This window comes from Pantoea eucrina, from assembly GCF_020079945.1.
GTDB classification, from domain to species: domain Bacteria; phylum Pseudomonadota; class Gammaproteobacteria; order Enterobacterales; family Enterobacteriaceae; genus Pantoea; species Pantoea eucrina.
Genome location: NZ_CP083448.1, coordinates 336,158 through 354,048, shown reverse-complemented (window position 1 = coordinate 354,048; position 17,891 = coordinate 336,158). Strand labels below are relative to the sequence as shown.

Genomic DNA, 17,891 nt, shown 5'->3' with positions numbered 1-17,891 from the left:
CTTTCGCCGCTTCCCTCAATCCTGATGGCGAAAAATCAGCCAAAACCGGTTGATATTGATTAAATAACAAACAAATCAGCGGGGAAATTGATTCCCCGCTTGACAGTGTTGTCAAATTAATGTTTTCTGTAGCGGAACGTTGTTCAACATCACACAATTTAATGAATCTTGTCGCGCAGGCTGGCAAATTTGCTAAGGTGATTTTGTAACGTTAACCAATACCTGACTGCTGCTTTTTACTTCAATTAACCATAACAGCAGCAGTCACTTTTTCCCTGGTGTTGGCGCAGTATTCGCGCACCCCGGTTTCGACCGGGGTCATTTTTTTTAGCGCTTCTGATTTTCCCGCCCGGCAACCCATTCACGCAGTACGGCAACATCCTGTCGCCACTCCTGCTTCAGTTCATCGATCCACTCCTGCACATTGTCCCACCAGGCCGGCAGTTCCGGTGACTGGATCTGTTTTGCCAGCTGCTGCAGATGCAGCAAGCCTACCGATCCCGCGGCACCTTTAATTTTGTGCCCCTCTTCGGCAATGCCTTTTTGATCGCGCGCCATCATATTGGAATCAAGCACATCAAGATAACCAGGCATCATCTGTTCAAACATTGTCAGGCTCTGTGTAATCAGGCCAGGCCCGACCAGCTCGATATACTGCTCCAGCATCGCCACATCCAGCAGCATGCGCGACTGCGTATCCGCGACAGGCATATCTGTCTCTTCTTCCTCGCCCTGATAATCCCAGAATTTTTTGATCACTGCCGTCAGCGCCGGTACCGCCAGCGGTTTACTGAGTACTTCATCCATTCCGGCATCGAGATACTCTTTTTTATCTTTAAGTACGTTGGCCGTCAGCGCGACCAGCGGCGGCAGCTGCACGCCCTTATGCTGCTGATGGATAGCGCGCGCAACGTCCAGTCCGGTCATATCCGGCAGCTGAATATCCAGCAGCACCAGGTCAAACTCCTGCGGATCAAACAGGCTTAGCGCGTCATGGCCATTCATGGCGACCTCAACGCTGCATCCGAGCTTTTCCAGCACCGAGCGGGCGACAATCACATTCAGTTCAATATCTTCCACCAGCAGTACGTGCAGCGCCGGCAGCGGCAGGCTGTCATCCAGGCCGGTATCTTCCACTTCGTCAGCCACGCGCGGCGCGTTAATCTCAACCACAAAGCAGGAGCCTTTACCCGGCGCGCTGCTGACGGTGATATCTCCGCCCATCGCCTGCGCCAGGCGGCGCGATACCGCCAGCCCGATACCGGTACCGGTCGCGGGTTTGCCGCCGTGCTGATCTTTAACCTGATAATACATGGCAAAGATTTTGTCCTGCTCCTCCTGCGGAATACCCATTCCTGAATCCTGCACTTCAAAGCGCAGCGTTTCATTCGCGCTGTACGCGACCCGCACGACAATCTCTCCCTCGCGGGTGAATTTCACGGCGTTTCCAATCAGGTTCCACAGGATCTGCCGTAAGCGCGTGCCGTCAGCCAGAATTTTATGCGGCAGCGGCAGCGCGGGCTGCATAACAAACTTCAGATCTTTCGGCTGGGCCAGCAGGCCGGATAAGTTTTCGAGATCGGCAAGGAAACCGGTGAAATCAAGCGGCTGGTTATCCAGCTGAACTTTGCGCCGCTCGATTTTATCCACTTCGATCACATCGTTAAAGATATTGCCCAGCGTAATGGCTGAGACGTGAATCGTTTTCAGGTACTTCAGCTGCTCCTGGCTGAGCTCGGTATCCAGCAGAATACGGCTCAGACCCACGATGCCGTTCAGCGGCGTGCGCAGCTCGTGGCTGATCGTTGAAATAAAGGTGGTTTTCTCCCGGCTGGCGTTCTCCAGCGCATCCTGATAGCGCTTACGCTCCGTGATATCGCGTCCGAATCCCATCAGGCCGCTGCGCTTGCCCACCCGATCGTAATAGGGTACTTTACGGATTTCAAAACAGGCTTTGCGCCCGTCCGGATACTGCAGCCACTGCTCATAGGTGAGCGATACGTTATGGCGAAACACCTTTTCGTCTGTTTCCAGTACCTTGGTCGCTGCCTCATCATCATAAATATCGCGCGGCGTCAGTCCGATCAGCTGTTTTTCACTTAGGCCGGTCAGCAGCTCCATGGCGCGGTTGCAGCCGGAGAACTGTTTGTCGATATTACGGTAGAAGACCAGATCGGGCGATGCATCCAGAAATGAGCGCAGGAAAGAGGATTGCTGCTCCAGCTCAATCTGCGCCTGCTCGCGGCGCGCCATCTCTTCACGCAGCTTATCCATCACCTGTTTACGCGCCTCTTCTGCGCTGATGCGATCGCTGATCTCCTGATTCAGCTGCGTGATGGTCTGTTTCATCTGCTGATTAAGCTCGAGATCGCGCGTGCGCATCTCTTCCAGCTTATCAACCAGCTTCGTTAGCCGCTGACGCGACTCCTCCAGCTGATCGACCACGACTGACAGGAAATAGACCGCCCAGGGCGTAATCAGCAGACCAAAGAAGACCGAGCGCACCACGTCGATACTTTCCACGTGCCCGCGCAGTACCATAGTGACCGCCATCTGGACAATCATCGCCAGCACCACCAGCGCCGACGCCAGCAGCAGTGAAAAGCGCACCAGACCGAGTTTGACCATCAGGTCGACATAATATTGAGCTAACAGACGAATTTGTTTCATGGCAGATCCCCTGAACGAATGGCGCCATCATAACGTAATTAGCCTGCGTCTGCCCGGGCTGACCGGGATATTGCGCCCACCTGACGCCCCATCATAGTGCATCCGCGCCCGGCTTGAACGTTATCTGGCGCGCGCTGAGTAAAGCACTTGACTAATTTGCACAGGTGAATAATCTGAAAGGCCGTCTGCGCGCAGCTAAGCGTCAGACCTTATTGCTCTCTTTCGCCTGTGGCAGCTGATTTCTCAGCATACTGCCACCCCTCCTTATTGCATACTGATTCACATTTAACGAAATTTTACTCAGTTACCTTCTGATTAGTTTTGCTTATACAGACCTATATTTAATTCAAAACAGACGCCATAAGAAAAACAGATACATGACATGCCGGTCTGCACAGCTACGATATTTTATGCTGCTATAAGCAGCACTGCCAGCAGGGTAAAGTAATATCGCCGCCTGCAGATAGTGAGACGGCTCACACTTAGCAGGGGTTTAAATCGGCGCTTATTGACATAAATTTACTGTTAAAAAACATAAAATTCATAAGGTTAACCTCTTTTTTCTGCAGATATAGGGCTCAGCGCTCTCTATTTGACCTCTGTGCGCTTTCCCGATAAGTTGAAATTCCGCTGGATGCTTTCCAGTCGGGACTGTGTCTCGACATATCTATGCAGCAAGAAGACTCCCTCTGGATGCAAGTTATCTCCCGTTAGAGACCGGATTGAAGAGCAACTCATCAAGGACGTTATACCCGGATCCTGAGAGTCATTGCTCGGTGTGGCGACGCCCGCGTACAGCGCGGAAAAAACCAGTGAAACAGCACGCGTCAGCGCTCTGTGCCTGAAACAGAACAGGCAATGTCTAAAGCAGTTTAAGGAGACTCTCAATGTCCACGCAAAAACCTCATTCCTATGGTTTGTACGACCCGGCCGCAGGCAGCGATAGCTGTGGTGTAGGTTTTATTACCCGCAAGGACGGCGAGCAGACACATGACATTCTGCAGATGGCGCACAGCGCACTCTGCACCGTGCCGCATCGCGGCGGGATGTCCGCAGAGGGTGTCGGTGATGGTGCCGGCGTTAACGTCGATCTCTCGCTTAACTTTTTCCGTAAATTAACCGGCCAGGCGCTGGAAGCTGGCCAGTTTGGCGTAGGCAACTTTTTTGTCCCGAAAGATGCCGCGCTGCGGGCTAATGCCGAACGTCTGGTTGAAGAGACGCTGGCCGCATGGAATTTCCCGGTGCTGCTGAAGCGCGATATGCCGCTGGATAATAGCGTAACCCGCCCTGCCGCCGTGGCGTTTCAGCTGCCGATTGTGCAGTGGGTGTTTGCCGCTCCGCCTGCGCTGACGAATCAGACTGACTTCGAACGTCAGATCTACCGGGCGCTGCTGGATATCGAAGCGCGCGCGTTCACCGAAAGTGAGTTTGGCGGCCTCTATCCGCTCTCACTCTCTTCCCGCACGCAGGTGTTTAAAGCGCGTCTGAACTCGAATGAAGTGATCCCTTACTTTAAAGACCTCACCGACAGCGATCACCAGGTGCGCGGACTCTTTTTCCATACCCGCTTCTCGACCAATACCGATCCCCATACCACTATGGCACAGCCGTTCCGCCTGATGGCGCATAACGGCGAGCTGAATACCGATCGTAAAAACCGCATTGCTGAAGCGGCGCTGATGCTGGCGCGCGGTAAAAAAATTGTCCGCCCTAAAGGCCAGTCTGACAGCTCGCGTCTTGACCAGAGCATCCACAGCCGCCTGATGGAAGACGATCTCGACCTGATCACCGCCGTGGTCTCCATGATGCCCCCGGCGTGGGAGAACGACAGTTCACTCTCCGCTGACGTGCGTGCGATGCTGGAGTACTTTTCGCTGTATGAAGAGAAAAATGATGGTCCGGCCGCGCTGATTTTCGGCAACGGCGAGGTCATCGGTGCCCGTCTGGATCGCCTGGGCCTGCGTCCGCTGCGTTCAGTGGAAACTGCCGACTATATCGGTGCCATGTCAGAAGCGGGCCAGATTGCCTTTCCGCCAGAAAGCGTACTGCGTCGCGGCCGCATCGAAGCGGGCGGTATGCTCTATTACGATCACAAAGAGAAGCGCGCCTATACCACGACCGAAGCGCTGGAAAAACTGGCGGCCGCAAAAGATTATCGTGCCCTGCTGCAGGCGGCGCGCGTCGAGCTGCATGAGCTGCCGGAAATTCCGGCCGAGAAGCTTGGCTCTCCGCTGCGCTATCGCGGCGATCTCAAAACCTACCAGCGTTTTGTCGCCTACTACTACAACCAGGAAAGCTTCAAGTTCATGATGGATCCGATGCTGCAGACCGGTGCGGAGAAGATCTCCGCAATGGGTTACGGCAACGCCATCAACGGCCTTTCCGATCATGAAGGCGGCATGGCGCACTACTTTTCGCAGCGCTTTGCGCAGGTGACCAACCCGCCGCTCGACTCTATCCGTGAAGCTGACGGCATGACGCTGCGCGTGGCGCTGGGCGCAAAACCCCATCTTGGCCGTAGCAAAGGGCAGCAGATTATTGTTCCCAGTCCGATCCTGACCCACCTTGATATGCTGCGCCTGCGCGAGCAGAACGTGGCACCTTACGCGCGCTTTGAAATGCTCTATGAGCCGGTGACCGGCAAAGATATCGTCAGCCGCGCCGCTAATGCCAGCGCGCTGGAAAAAGCGATAGATAATCTGGCTCAGCAGGTGGTGGATTTCGCCCGTACGCAGGGCGGCATTGCCGTGATCACCGATCGTCACGTATCAACCACGCATGCCGCCATGCCGATGCTGCTGGTGATCTCCGCCATTAACCAGCGTCTGGTGCAGGAAGGGCTGCGTCTGGATGTCTCTCTGGTGGTTGAGAGCGGTCAGAGCATCTCGTCGCACCATATCGCTGCCACGCTCGGCTTCGGTGCTTCCGCCGTCTATCCGCTGGGCGTACAGATGCGCGCAGAAGAGAAATTTGGTGAAGGCGAAGAGGGTAATAAGGCGTTCAGGCGCTATGCCAAAGCCGCTGAGAAAGCGCTGATGAAGACCATGGGTAAAGTGGGCCTCTGCACCGTCGAGAGCTACAGCTGCGGTGAGTTTTTTGAGCCTAATTTTCTCGATACTGAAGATCCGGTGCTGAAAAAATATTTTCCGAATATCAAAACCCCGGTGGGTGGCGCAGGCTTCCCGGCGATCGCCCAGATGGCAGTAGACTGGCATCAAAGCGCGCTGAAAATCCAGGGTGAAGCGGAAGTGCCGCTGCTTGGCCTGTTCAAAGAGCGTGCGGAAGGTGCCGGTCACTCCTACGGCACCATCGCCGTGCGAACCTTTATCGATATGACTGAACAGCCGATCCGCTTTGCCGATAAGGCGCGCGAAGAGGATAACTTTATCCGTCTGATGACGCTCGCCAGGCTGGAAAACGCGTTTGGTATTAAAGCGGACGCATTCAAAGAGAGCAGCTTTGAACGGATCCCGAATGCGGTCATCGATACCTTTGCCATTACGCCGGATTACCGTCAGTTCTCCAGCCTGATGCATGCCGAGCGCAAACGCCGTCCGGCAGCGCTGCGTGACATTCTTGCCCTGCCCTGCGATCTGACCCACGTTGACAGTGAAGCGGAGTTTGGCCGCAAGCTGGGCCGCTATTCGCTGGTGAACAATGGTTTCGCCATCCGTGGCCTGCAGTGTCAGACGGTGGCGGGCAGCCTGAACCAGTTTGAACTGCGCCTGATCGACGCGATTGCCGGTCTGAAACCGGAGCAGGAGCGTCTGGCGGCGCTGGCACGTGCGCTCAGCACCCGCTTCCGGGATGACATTGAGAGCAGCAGCGTGGAAGAGAGCGTGCTGCGCATTACCGCCTATGGTAAGGCCGCAGAGTACCTGGCAAAAATATTCACGGCGCAGCCTTCGCTGCCGCTGGAGGAGATTCAGCCGGCACACGAAATCACCCGCACCTTCGCTTCCGGTGCAATGAGCCACGGAGCGCTGGTTGCGCCTGCGCATGAAGCCGTCGCGCACGGCACCAATATGGTGGGCGGCATGAGTAACTGCGGTGAAGGCGGCGAGCACTATTCGCGTCACGGCACCATCCGCGCCTCGCGCATTAAACAGCTGGCTTCAGGACGTTTTGGTGTCTGGGCGGCCTACCTGGCCGATCCGATGCTGGAAGAGCTGGAGATCAAAATTGGTCAGGGTGCAAAACCTGGCGAAGGCGGTCAGCTGCCGGCGCCTAAAGTCACGGTAGAGATTGCTGCCGCACGCGGCGGCACGCCGGGTGTGGAGCTGGTGTCGCCTCCGCCTCACCATGACACCTACTCCATTGAGGATCTGGCACAGCTGATCCACGACTGCAAAGCCGCGCGCGTGCGCGTTATTGTCAAACTGGTCTCTTCAGAAGGTATCGGCACCATTGCGGTGGGCGTAGCCAAAGCCGGCGCCGACGTCATTAACGTGGCGGGCAACACCGGCGGAACCGGTGCGGCATCGGTAACCAGCCTGAAATATACCGGCCGCGTGGCAGAAATCGGTATTGCTGAAGTTCATCAGGCGCTGTGCGCCAATGGCCTGCGTGACAAAGTACAGCTCCGCTGCTCCGGCGCGCAGCAGACCGGCAGCGACGTGATTAAATCCGCGCTGCTGGGCGGCGATAGCTTTGAGTTTGGTACCACGGCACTGATGATGCTGAAGTGCGTGATGGCGAAAAACTGCAACGTGAAGTGCCCGGCGGGCTTAACCACCAATGCCGAAGCCTTTGATGGCGATCCGCGTCAGCTGGCGCAGTACTTCATCAACGTGGCGCAGGAAGTGCGCGAGTTTCTCGCCCGCCTCGGCCTGCGCTCGCTGCGTGAGGCGCGCGGCCGGGCCGATCTGCTGCACCTGATGGATCATCCGCTGGAAGTGGGCAAACTCGATCTGCGCGCCATGCTGACGGTAGTACCGGAACAGAAAATCGCGCATCCGGTCTATCTGGAAAAAGATTTTACGCTCGACGACGGCTGGGTAACGGAAGTGACGGCGCAGCTGGTTGAGCAGGCGGGCCGTGAGGTTACTCTGGGCAACGGCGTGACGCTGAATAACCGCAATAAAAGCGTTGGCGGACAGCTGGCTATCGATATCGAGCGCCTGCTGAACCATACGCTACCGGCTGAGCAGCGCCTCCTGCTGCCGGCGGTGCTGAAGGACGATCGCGGGCGCCACTACCTGGCGCCACGTACGGTGCAAATCCATACCCAGGGCGCAGCCGGACAATCATTCGGGGCGTTCTGTAACGACGGCATGCTGATGCAGCACTACGGCACCTGTAACGATGGCGTAGGCAAAGGTCAGTGCGGCGGTGAGCTGGTGGTGATGTCACCAGGCGGCGGCGCACAGGATAGCGATGGCAACGTGCTGATCGGCAACTTTGCGCTGTTTGGTGCCACCGGCGGCCGGCTGTTTGTGCAGGGCCAGGCGGGCGATCGCTTCGCGGTACGTAACTCCGGCGCCACCGCCGTGGTGGAAGGCGTGGGCGATTTCTGCTGTGAATATATGACCAACGGCGCCATCCTTAACCTCGGCACCTTTGGCAAAGGCTTTGGCAACGGCATGAGTGGCGGCTTCGCTTATCAGTATGACCCGTACGGCAACCTTGCCGGCCATGCGGCGGGAGACTCCGTACTCTTTGGTTCCATTGCGGATGATAACGAGATGGCGCGCGTGCATAAGCAGGCGGTACTGACCATGCTGAACTGGCATCTGGAAGCGACCCGCTCGCCACGCGCCGCCTGGCTGCTGGCGAACTGGGAGAGCGAATGTCAGCACTTTGTGTATGTTATGCCGCGTTCGCTGCTGCTCTACCAGGATGGTGGTGAGATCCTGAAAGCAAAATCGCGCAAAGATCTGCTGGAAGAGCTTTCAACCTCGCTGGCTGCGCACCAGGTAGCCAAATTTAAAGCGGCGTGGCGCAGCGGCAAAACCATTGCTGACGGGGCCGTACCCGCCTACGGTGCGACTGATACGCAGGAGATGTTTATCCTGCTTAACAACTACACCGTGCTGAGCTTTGCGCAGCAGCTGGCGCTGGGCAAGCTGCCGAAAGGCACCGCAGTGGAAGATCCGGCGGTTGAAAAAGCGGTACGCAATCTGCTGATGACCGAGGATTTTGCGCTGGTCAGTAAGCTGCAGCGGCACGCCCGCGCGGCAATTGAGAGCTACAGCGATGATGAGCTGGCAAGCCTGATCGCGGCAAAACGCATGGCTGATTACAAAGCGGCATTAACGCAGCGTAATATCCGCTCTATGGATAGCCTGGCGACCTATGGCTGGATCATCTATCAGGATGCGCGCCATCGCGAGGTGCTGGGCCACCTGCCGGACTTTGAAGAGCTGTTTGCGCGTGCGGCGCTGCCGGAAATTGCCGCTGCGGTCGGAAAACTGTCCTGATCGCGTCAGCCCGGCATTTGAGCCTTAAGAGTGAACATTACTAACAGGATTGAGTACCCGTATCATGAAGATTCCTTACATTCCTGAAGACGCACCGTTTAACGGTGAGCAGAAATACTGGCTGGCGGGTTTTCTCGCCGGTCTCCACTCGCGCCTGTTAGTGCTGGAAGATAAGCAGACGGCGCCTGCCGCTGGCGCCAGCGCAACTACGCAGCTGCACATTCTGTACGGCTCCCAGACCGGCAATGCCGAAGCGCTGGCCCAGACCGCGGCTAAAGCGGCTCGTGCCAAAGGTCTGGTCCCGGTGGTGCAGGCGCTGGGTGAGGTCGATCTCGAAGTCTTCACCACCATGCGTCATGTGCTGATTGTGACCTCAACCTATGGTGAAGGTGAGATGCCTGACAACGCGCAGCTGTTCTGGCAGGCGATTTCAGCCAGCACCGCACCGCGCCTGGAGCAGATGCACTTTGCCGTGCTGGCAATTGGCGATACCGGCTACGACGGTTTCTGCCAGGCGGGTAAATTCATCGATATGCGTCTTGAACAGCTGGGTGCGCGCCGCGTGGTGGATCGCATCGACTGCGATATCGATTTTGAAGAGCCATCCGATGCCTGGATTGGCAGCGCGATGCCGCAGTTTGCCGCCAGCGCCGGCAGCAGCGGCACCGTGCTGGAGAGCGCACCGGAAGCGCCGGTGATCCCCGGCAGCAATAAGCAGAATCCTTATGCGGCTGCGCTGACCACCAATAAACGCCTCTCCGGCGAACAGTCGGCCAAAGATATCCGCCACTTTGAATTTGATCTCAGCGGTAGCGGTCTGAAATATGAAGCGGGCGATGCGCTGGGGATTATTCCGGTCAACGACGCCGCGCTGGTCACGCTGCTGCTGACTGAGCTGAAAGCGGACTATGAAACACCGGTACCGGGCTTCGATCGCAATCTGGGCGATCTGCTGACCTATCAGTTTGAGATCGCCGAGCCGTCACGCAAGCTCATTGAGTGGATTGGCCAGCACACCGCCAACCAGGAGCTGCTGCATGTGCTGCAGCACGACGATAAAGATACGCTGGCCAACTGGCTGTGGGGCAAAGACAGCCTCGATCTGCTGCAGCTGGAGCTGAAGCGCAGCCTGTCGGTGCCGGAATTTGTGGCGATGCTGCGGCCGCTACAGCACCGCGCTTACTCCATCTCCTCCAGCGCCAAAGCGCATCCCAATCAGGTGCACCTGACCATCGCCTCTGTGCGCTATCACAGCGGCGGACGCGAGCGTAAAGGCGTCTGTTCCACTTATCTGGCAGAGCGCGTACGCCGTGGCGAGAAGCCGGCTATTTTTATTTCGCCTAATAAAGCGTTCCGCGTACCGGCTGATGGCAATGCACCGCTGATCATGGTCGGACCGGGTACCGGTATTGCGCCGTTTCGCGCATTTCTGCAGGAGCGCCAGGCAACGGAAGCAAAAGGCAAAAACTGGCTCTTTTTCGGCGATCAGCATCAGGAACATGACTATATCTACAGTGATGAGCTGCACGGCTGGCAGCAGAGCGGTCTGCTGACGCACCTCGATCTCGCCTTCTCGCGCGATCAGGAAGAGAAAATTTATGTTCAGAACCGGATGCTGGAGAAAGGCGCTGAGCTCTACGCCTGGCTGCAGGAAGGCGCATACTTTTACGTCTGCGGTGATGCATCGCGCATGGCGAAAGATGTCGACGCCGCGCTGTATGAAGTGGTACGTCAGGCTGGCGGTCTGTCCGGTGAACGTGCCGCAGCGTATATCGACCAGCTGAAGAAAGAAAAACGCTATCTGCGCGACGTCTACTGAGTGACAGCATAAAAAAACGGGCCATCAGGCCCGTTTTTTCTGCGCGAAAAGATTACTTAACAACGCGCAGTGAAGGACGTCCGCCGCGCGGCGGTGGCTCGTCATCAGGAGAATGATCCTCATCCTGAGCATCATCCGGACGATCGCCATCGATAACGGACATGACCGTCTCTTCCTGACCCGCTTCCTGATCGTCCATCGCCTGATCGTAGACCGGCTCCGGTTCGAACATGGTGCCCGCACCATTTTCACGCGCGTAGATTGCCATTACAGCAGCCATCGGCACAGAAACCTGACGCGGCACGCCGCCAAAGCGCGCGTTGAAGCGCACTTCGTCATTGGAGAGATCGAGATTGCCTACCGCACGCGGCGCAATATTCAGCACGATCTGTCCGTCGCGCGCATACTCCAGCGGGACCTGTACGCCAGGCAAATTGATATCCACCACCAGATGCGGCGTCAGCTGATTATCCAGCAGCCAGTCGTAAAATGCCCGCAGCAGATAGGGGCGACGCGCGGTGAGTTGCGACATTTCCATACTTAGCCCCGAGCCTGCAGGCGCATTTCCCGCTCAGCTTCCGTCAGTGAGGCGAGGAAGGAGTCGCGTTCAAATACGCGTGTCATATAACCTTTCAGCTCTTTCGAGCCGGCACCGCTCAGATCAACGCCCATCTGCGGCAGACGCCACAGCAGCGGCGCCAGGTAGCAATCCACCAGGCTGAACTCTTCGCTCATAAAGAACGGCGTGCGCGCAAACAGCGGCGCAATCGCCAGCAGCTCTTCACGCAGCTGTTTGCGCGCGGCATCTGCCTCAGCGCCGCTGGTGGTTTCGATGGTACGCAGCAGGCTATACCAGTCCTGCTCGATGCGGTGCATCATCAGGCGGCTTTCACCACGCGCAACCGGGTAAACCGGCATCAGCGGAGGATGCGGGAAACGCTCATCCAGGTACTCCATGATGATGCGTGATTCATACAGCGTCAGTTCACGGTCAACCAGCGTAGGTACGGTGCGATACGGGTTGAGGTCAATCAGATCCTGCGGCAGATTATCTGGTTCAACCTGCTCGATCTCCACGCTGACGCCCTTTTCAGCCAGTACGATACGTACCTGATGGCTGAAAATGTCAGTCGGACCAGAAAACAGCGTCATTACCGAACGTTTGTTGGCAGCGACAGCCATGAAAACCTCCAAGTTTGTTCACAAAAATATACTGCGAATAGCCAACCACACGGCGACTCACCCGATCATCAGACTCGCACACTGCCGGGCAGCGCTGATATCCGGCTCATGTCCGGAGCGGAGCGTCAGTTCAGGCCGCGGCTCGCGGGCGCAAAGTGTCAGTGAGTTTACCAGATTTTAAGCAGCTTGTGGGGCGGGGTTGCGCATTTGCGGGCAAATAGCCGGGAAAGCTCGCGTTTTTACACTGCTTTACCGGGATAACAGCCAATAAAAAACCCGCCGAAGCGGGTTTTTTGAGCCAATTGACACTGCCGAAGCAGTAAGCAATTAACGCTTGGAGAACTGAGGACGACGACGTGCTTTACGCAGGCCGACTTTCTTACGTTCAACCTGACGAGCATCACGGGTAACAAAGCCCGCTTTGCGCAGTTCTGCACGCAGAGATTCGTCGTATTCCATCAGAGCGCGGGTGATACCGTGACGGATCGCACCAGCCTGACCAGAAATACCACCACCTTTAACGGTGATGTACAGATCCAGTTTACCAACCATATCAACCAGCTCCAGCGGCTGACGCACGACCATGCGTGCAGTCTCGCGACCGAAGTACTGCTCCAGAGAGCGCTGGTTAATTACGATGTTACCGCTACCCGGCTTGATAAAGACGCGAGCGGCAGAGCTTTTGCGGCGACCAGTGCCGTAGTTTTGAGTTTCAGCCATTGCCTATAATCCCGATTAAATGTCAAGAACTTGCGGTTGCTGCGCCGCGTGGTTGTGCTCGTTGCCTGCGTAAACTTTCAGTTTACGGTACATAGCACGACCCAGTGGGCCTTTTGGCAGCATGCCTTTAACCGCGATTTCAATCACACGCTCAGGACGGCGGGCAATCATCTCTTCGAAGGTCGCCTGCTTGATACCACCGATGTGACCAGTGTGGTGATAGTAAATCTTGTCGGTACGCTTGTTGCCGGTTACAGCAACTTTGTCCGCGTTCAGAACGATGATGTAATCACCGGTGTCAACGTGCGGAGTATATTCCGCTTTGTGCTTACCACGCAGACGGCGCGCCAGTTCAGTCGCCAGGCGACCCAAGGTTTTGCCAGTTGCGTCAACAACATACCAGTCACGCTGTACGGTTTCTGGTTTAGCTGTAAAAGTTTTCATTGAAAAGCTTACCCAAATAAAAGTTACACGTTGGTGAAATCCCAAACGCTAAGTTAACGATTGAGGCTCACGCGACCATTTCGCCCAGCAAGCCCACCCCCTCAGGTAGAGTTACCGGATCACACAGCTTTCCGGGAAAAGAAATGCTGTGCTGTAACGTGGGGTCGCAAGATTATAGAGAAGTCAGATTTAAAAATCGAACCTTTTTGCGACAAAATTCACGATTTCTGGCCGGGCGTCACGGCAGATGCGGCAGCCGGAGATACTCCTCGCTCTGCATCTCCTGCAGGCGTGACAGGCAGCGCTGATACTCGAACTTCAGCCGGGTTCCCTGATAAATTTCAAACAGCGAGGTTTCCGCTGCCACCACCAGTTTGACGTGGCGTTCGTAAAATTCATCCACCAGCGCCAGAAAGCGGCGCGCCTGATCTTCAGTTTTATAAATCATCACCGGCACATCAAACAGCAGCACGCTATGGAAACGCCGCGATAGCTCAATGTAGTCGTGCTGGCTGCGCCCCGCCCCGCACAGCGTCAGGAAATCAATGGCGAGCACGCCTTCATGTACTCCACGGGTGGGCATCTCCCGGTGATTGATCTCCAGCACCGGCGCATCATCGGGCGCTCCGCCCGCCAGCGCACGAAACATGCGCGTCATCTCCGCCTGTGTGGCGTCATTAAGCGGATGGTTCCACAGATGTGCTGACGTCAGCGTACGCAGGCGATAGTCGATGCCGGCATCCACGTTCATCACCTCACAGTGCTGTTTAATCTGCTCAATAGCGGGCAGGAAGCGCGCGCGCTGCAGACCGTTGCGGTAGAGATCGTCCGGCGGAATATTGGAGGTGGCGACCAGGGCGATACCGCGTGCGAACAGTGCCTCCATCAGCGTACCCAGCAGCATGGCATCGGTAATGTCGGAGACAAAAAACTCATCAAAGCAGAGGATATCGGTCTCTGCTTTAAAACGGTCAGCCACAATCTGCAGCGGATCGCTTTGTCCCTGCAGCTGCGTCAGCTCTTCATGTACCCGCAGCATAAAACGATGAAAGTGCAGCCGCAGTTTGCGATCGCCAGGAATTGACTGAAAAAACAGGTCCATGACCCAGGTTTTTCCCCGGCCGACGCCGCCCCACATATAGAGACCGCGTACCGGTGCTTCCGGCGCTGGCTTCTCTTTACCGACCAGCCGGGAGAGGCGCCCCAGCAGGCCGCGACCGCTGTTTTCACGCGGCTGCTGACGGGCAATCAGCCCTTGCTGGATAGCGTCTAAGCGGGTTATAGCTTCACGTTGTACGTCGTCCGGGCGGAACTCGCCCTGCGACAGCGCCTGCTCATAGCGCGCAAGCGGAGATGAGGTTTGCATGGTTCTCTCAGAATCCCTGAAAAGTCCGATTCACGTGTCGGTTGCTGAAAATTAGGCCGCTCTACACTAAGCGATACAGTCCGATAGTTCCACTTCCTGCAGATTAACGGGTATAGTGACTTATAGTGAAGCTGAAGTTGAAGTTGAAGCAATGCCCTACGAAGCAACGGAAATTACACGGGAGTTATTATGACCTGGGAATACGGGCTGATTGGTTTAGTGATTGGCATTATTGTCGGCGCAGTCGCTATGCGTTTTGGCAACAAAAAATTGCGCGAACAGCGCAGCATGCAGTATGAACTGGAAAAATCAAAAGCGGAGCTGGCAGATTATCGCGAAGAGCTCACCAACCATTTTGCCCAGAGCGCAGAGCTGCTGGACAATATGGCGCGCGATTACCGCCAGCTTTATCAGCACATGGCAAAAGGATCCAACGATCTGCTGCCTAATCTGCCGGGTGAAAAAAATCCGTTCGCCTATCAGCTGACGGAAGCGGAAGCGGATAACGATCAGGTGCCGGTGCAGATCCCGCGCGACTACTCTGAAGGCGCTTCCGGGTTACTGCGCGGCAGCGATCGCGCTACCCCGCCCCGCAGTTAATCTTTTCAGGGCACCGCCTCATGCGGTGCCCTTTTTGTTTCGAACACTTGCAGTAAACGATTGTCACACTTTCTGTACTCCCCTATTCGCAGCGAGAGCCTGATAACCCATGAAAAAACAAACAAAACTATTAAGCGCACTGGCGCTGAGTATCAGCATGAGCCTGGCCGCAACGTCAGGCGCGATGGCCGCGCTTCCGGCACAGATTCAGGGGCAGGCGCTGCCAAGCCTGGCACCGATGCTGGAGAAAGTGCTGCCGGCGGTGGTCAGCGTACACGTTGAGGGCAGCGACAGTGGTCAGCAGGCGCAGGAGATCCCGGAACCGCTGAAGCGTTTTTTCGGCCAGGCGCCCGGTCAGTCACAGCCCCAGCCGTTTGAAGGCCTGGGTTCAGGCGTCATTATTGATGCGGCAAAAGGCTACATTCTGACGAACAACCACGTCGTAAACGGTGCGGACAAAATCAGCGTCCAGCTCAGCGACGGCAACGAATATGATGCCAAACTGATTGGCCACGACGAGCAGACAGATATCGCTCTGATTCAGGTTGAAGGGGCTAAGAACCTGACGCAGGTGAAAATCGCCGATTCTGATGCGCTGAAAGTCGGCGACTTTGCGGTAGCCATCGGTAACCCGTTTGGTCTGGGTCAGACGGCCACCTCCGGGATCATCTCGGCACTCGGCCGCAGCGGTCTTAATCTTGAAGGACTGGAGAACTTTATTCAGACGGATGCGGCGATTAACCGCGGTAACTCCGGCGGCGCGCTGGTCAACCTGAACGGTGAGCTTATCGGTATTAATACCGCGATTCTGGCATCAAGCGGCGGCAATATTGGTATCGGCTTTGCCATCCCCAGTGATATGGCGATTAACCTGGCGCAGCAGCTGATTCAGTTCGGCGAAGTGAAGCGCGGTCAGCTGGGTATCAAAGGCACCGAAATGACGGCGGATATTGCGAAAGCGTTCAACGTTGACGCGCAGCGCGGCGCATTTGTCTCTGAAGTGTTGCCAAAATCGGCCGCGGAGAAAGCGGGGATAAAATCGGGCGATATCATCACCTCTATCAACGATAAGCCGATCGCCAGCTTCGCCGAGCTGCGCGTTAAAGTAGGCACCACGCCGCCAGGCCAGCAGGTGAAAATCGGTCTGCTGCGCGACGGTAAGCCGGTCAGCGTGACCGTTACGCTGGAGCAGAGCGCGCAGAGCACCGCCAGCGCGCAGCTGATGTCTCCTGCTTTGCAGGGCGCGCAGCTGAGCGACGGCACCACCAAAACAGGCGATAAAGGCATTAAAGTCGACGCCATCGAAAAAGGCACGCCGGCTGAGCAGGTCGGTCTGCAGAAAGATGATGTGATTGTGGGCGTAAACCGTACCCGGGTGCAGAGCCTTGCCGAGATGCGTAAAGTGCTGGAGGGCAAACCGCCGGTGCTGGCGCTGAATGTGGTACGCGGCGACGAGAGTATCTACCTGCTGCTGAGATAATCCCCCCGACAGGCGGACAAGCAGGTGTGTGTCCGCCTTTCTCATGTTATTCTGCCCTGCGATCTCACCTGGCTTGAAATAACACCATGTTTCTTAAACTTTTGCGTGCAGTGGTGATGGGCCTGATCGTAGCAGGCTTGCTGCTTGTTGCGATCCCGGCGCTGCGGATGGGCAGCGACGTCACTTTTGATCATGAAAGCAGCGCTGACGAAACCCCTTTCAGTTTTAATCCGGGGGTGCGCCGCGCCGTGCCCGCCGTAGTCAATGTCTACAACCGCAGCGCCCACGGTAACAATAATCGCGGTATCACCACGCTCGGCTCGGGTGTGATCATGAACGCGAAAGGGTACATCCTTACCAACAAACACGTTATCAATAACGCCGATCAGATCATCGTGGCGCTGCAGGATGGCCGCTTTTTTGAAGCGACCCTGGTGGGCTCCGACGCCATGACCGATTTAGCCGTGCTCAAAATCAGCGCCTCAGGCCTGCCGGTTATCCCCATTAACCCTGCGCGGCTGGCGCACATTGGTGACGTCGTGATGGCGATTGGTAACCCTTATAACCTTGGGCAGACGGTCACACAGGGCATTATCAGCGCGACCGGGCGCGTCGGCCTGAGCTCTTCCGGCCGGCAAAATTTTCTCCAGACCGATGCCTCAATTAATCAGGGCAATTCAGGCGGCGCGCTGATCAATTCGCTGGGCGAGCTGATGGGTATCAACACGCTGACCTTTGATAAAAGCAACGACGGAGAAACACCGGAAGGCATCGGCTTCGCTATTCCTACCGCGCTGGCGGCCAAAATCATGGATAAGCTGATCCGCGACGGGCGGGTGATCCGCGGCTATATCGGCATTACCGGACGTGAACTGCCGCCGCTGCACGGCCAGGGCAGCAATCTCGATCGCGTACAGGGTATTATTGTTAACAGCGTCGCGCCGGGCGGTCCGGCCGATAGCGCCGGGATCCAGGCCAACGATGTGCTGCTGCAGGTTAATGGCAAGCCTGCGCTCTCCGCGCAGGAGACGATGGATCAGGTGGCGGAGATCCGCCCCGGTTCAGTGATTGATGTGCAGGTGCTGCGCAATGAGCAAAAAATGACGCTGCCGGTTACGATCCAGGAGTTTCCGGAAGCTGCCGCCCCCGTCACCACCGCCCAGTAAGCCGCGGCGCCAGCCGGCGCCGCGC

General features: G+C 56.6%; 11 protein-coding genes. 5 read left to right on the top strand and 6 right to left on the bottom strand.

Features of this window, described 5'->3' with window-relative positions; all coding sequences use genetic code 11:
• Positions 1–327 precede the first annotated feature (327 nt).
• A complete protein-coding gene (gene arcB / locus LAC65_RS01560; RefSeq protein WP_039382181.1) occupies positions 328–2,670 on the bottom strand; it encodes an aerobic respiration two-component sensor histidine kinase ArcB in 2,343 nt (780 codons plus the stop codon).
• Positions 2,671–3,557: 887 nt separating this feature from the next.
• Between arcB and LAC65_RS01555 the strand changes: the two genes are divergently transcribed.
• Positions 3,558–9,089 carry a glutamate synthase-related protein gene (locus LAC65_RS01555; RefSeq protein ID WP_039382177.1) on the top strand — a complete coding sequence of 1,844 codons (5,532 nt, stop codon included), beginning with the start codon at positions 3,558–3,560 and terminating at the stop codon, positions 9,087–9,089.
• A 64-nt stretch (positions 9,090–9,153) separates the two neighbouring features.
• Positions 9,154–10,908, top strand: a complete 1,755-nt coding sequence (locus LAC65_RS01550; protein ID WP_039382173.1) for a sulfite reductase subunit alpha — start codon at positions 9,154–9,156, stop codon at positions 10,906–10,908.
• A gap of 52 nt (positions 10,909–10,960) precedes the next feature.
• Here LAC65_RS01550 and sspB read toward each other — a convergent pair whose 3' ends face one another.
• From sspB to zapE, 5 genes are all read right to left on the bottom strand, one after another.
• On the bottom strand, positions 10,961–11,446 hold the full coding sequence (sspB, locus tag LAC65_RS01545; protein ID WP_039382169.1) for a ClpXP protease specificity-enhancing factor: 486 nt from the start codon (positions 11,444–11,446) through the stop codon (positions 10,961–10,963).
• 2 nt (positions 11,447–11,448) lie between these two features.
• Positions 11,449–12,090 (bottom strand): stringent starvation protein SspA, encoded by a 642-nt coding sequence (gene sspA, locus LAC65_RS01540; protein WP_039382163.1) that lies wholly within the window; start codon positions 12,088–12,090, stop codon positions 11,449–11,451.
• A gap of 327 nt (positions 12,091–12,417) precedes the next feature.
• Positions 12,418–12,810: a 30S ribosomal protein S9 gene (rpsI, locus tag LAC65_RS01535; protein WP_039382160.1), complete on the bottom strand. Its 393-nt coding sequence runs from the start codon at positions 12,808–12,810 to the stop codon at positions 12,418–12,420.
• Between the two features lie 15 nt (positions 12,811–12,825).
• Positions 12,826–13,254: a 50S ribosomal protein L13 gene (gene rplM / locus LAC65_RS01530; RefSeq protein ID WP_039382157.1), complete on the bottom strand. Its 429-nt coding sequence runs from the start codon at positions 13,252–13,254 to the stop codon at positions 12,826–12,828.
• Positions 13,255–13,492: 238 nt separating this feature from the next.
• Complete coding sequence (gene zapE, locus LAC65_RS01525) at positions 13,493–14,620, bottom strand: cell division protein ZapE (protein ID WP_039382155.1); 1,128 nt, start codon at positions 14,618–14,620, stop codon at positions 13,493–13,495.
• 189 nt (positions 14,621–14,809) lie between these two features.
• Between zapE and zapG the strand changes: the two genes are divergently transcribed.
• The 3 genes from zapG (at position 14,810) to degS (ending at position 17,866) form a co-directional block, all read left to right on the top strand.
• On the top strand, positions 14,810–15,220 hold the full coding sequence (zapG, locus tag LAC65_RS01520) for a Z-ring associated protein ZapG (protein WP_039382152.1): 411 nt from the start codon (positions 14,810–14,812) through the stop codon (positions 15,218–15,220).
• Positions 15,221–15,329: 109 nt separating this feature from the next.
• The gene (gene degQ, locus LAC65_RS01515; RefSeq protein WP_039382149.1) at positions 15,330–16,700 is read left to right on the top strand and encodes a serine endoprotease DegQ; all 1,371 of its coding nucleotides are present in this window, start codon (positions 15,330–15,332) and stop codon (positions 16,698–16,700) included.
• An 86-nt stretch (positions 16,701–16,786) separates the two neighbouring features.
• Positions 16,787–17,866: an outer membrane-stress sensor serine endopeptidase DegS gene (gene degS / locus LAC65_RS01510; RefSeq protein WP_039382147.1), complete on the top strand. Its 1,080-nt coding sequence runs from the start codon at positions 16,787–16,789 to the stop codon at positions 17,864–17,866.
• Positions 17,867–17,891: the final 25 nt, after the last annotated feature.

Bases quoted from the DNA above. Each gene is read 5' to 3' on its own strand.
- arcB (WP_039382181.1), bottom strand. From the start codon at position 2,670: ATGAAACAAATTCGTCTGTTAGCTCAATATTATGTCGACCTGATGGTC.
- LAC65_RS01555 (WP_039382177.1), top strand. From the start codon at position 3,558: ATGTCCACGCAAAAACCTCATTCCTATGGTTTGTACGACCCGGCCGCA.
- LAC65_RS01550 (WP_039382173.1), top strand. From the start codon at position 9,154: ATGAAGATTCCTTACATTCCTGAAGACGCACCGTTTAACGGTGAGCAG.
- sspB (WP_039382169.1), bottom strand. From the start codon at position 11,446: ATGGAAATGTCGCAACTCACCGCGCGTCGCCCCTATCTGCTGCGGGCA.
- sspA (WP_039382163.1), bottom strand. From the start codon at position 12,090: ATGGCTGTCGCTGCCAACAAACGTTCGGTAATGACGCTGTTTTCTGGT.
- rpsI (WP_039382160.1), bottom strand. From the start codon at position 12,810: ATGGCTGAAACTCAAAACTACGGCACTGGTCGCCGCAAAAGCTCTGCC.
- rplM (WP_039382157.1), bottom strand. From the start codon at position 13,254: ATGAAAACTTTTACAGCTAAACCAGAAACCGTACAGCGTGACTGGTAT.
- zapE (WP_039382155.1), bottom strand. From the start codon at position 14,620: ATGCAAACCTCATCTCCGCTTGCGCGCTATGAGCAGGCGCTGTCGCAG.
- zapG (WP_039382152.1), top strand. From the start codon at position 14,810: ATGACCTGGGAATACGGGCTGATTGGTTTAGTGATTGGCATTATTGTC.
- degQ (WP_039382149.1), top strand. From the start codon at position 15,330: ATGAAAAAACAAACAAAACTATTAAGCGCACTGGCGCTGAGTATCAGC.
- degS (WP_039382147.1), top strand. From the start codon at position 16,787: ATGTTTCTTAAACTTTTGCGTGCAGTGGTGATGGGCCTGATCGTAGCA.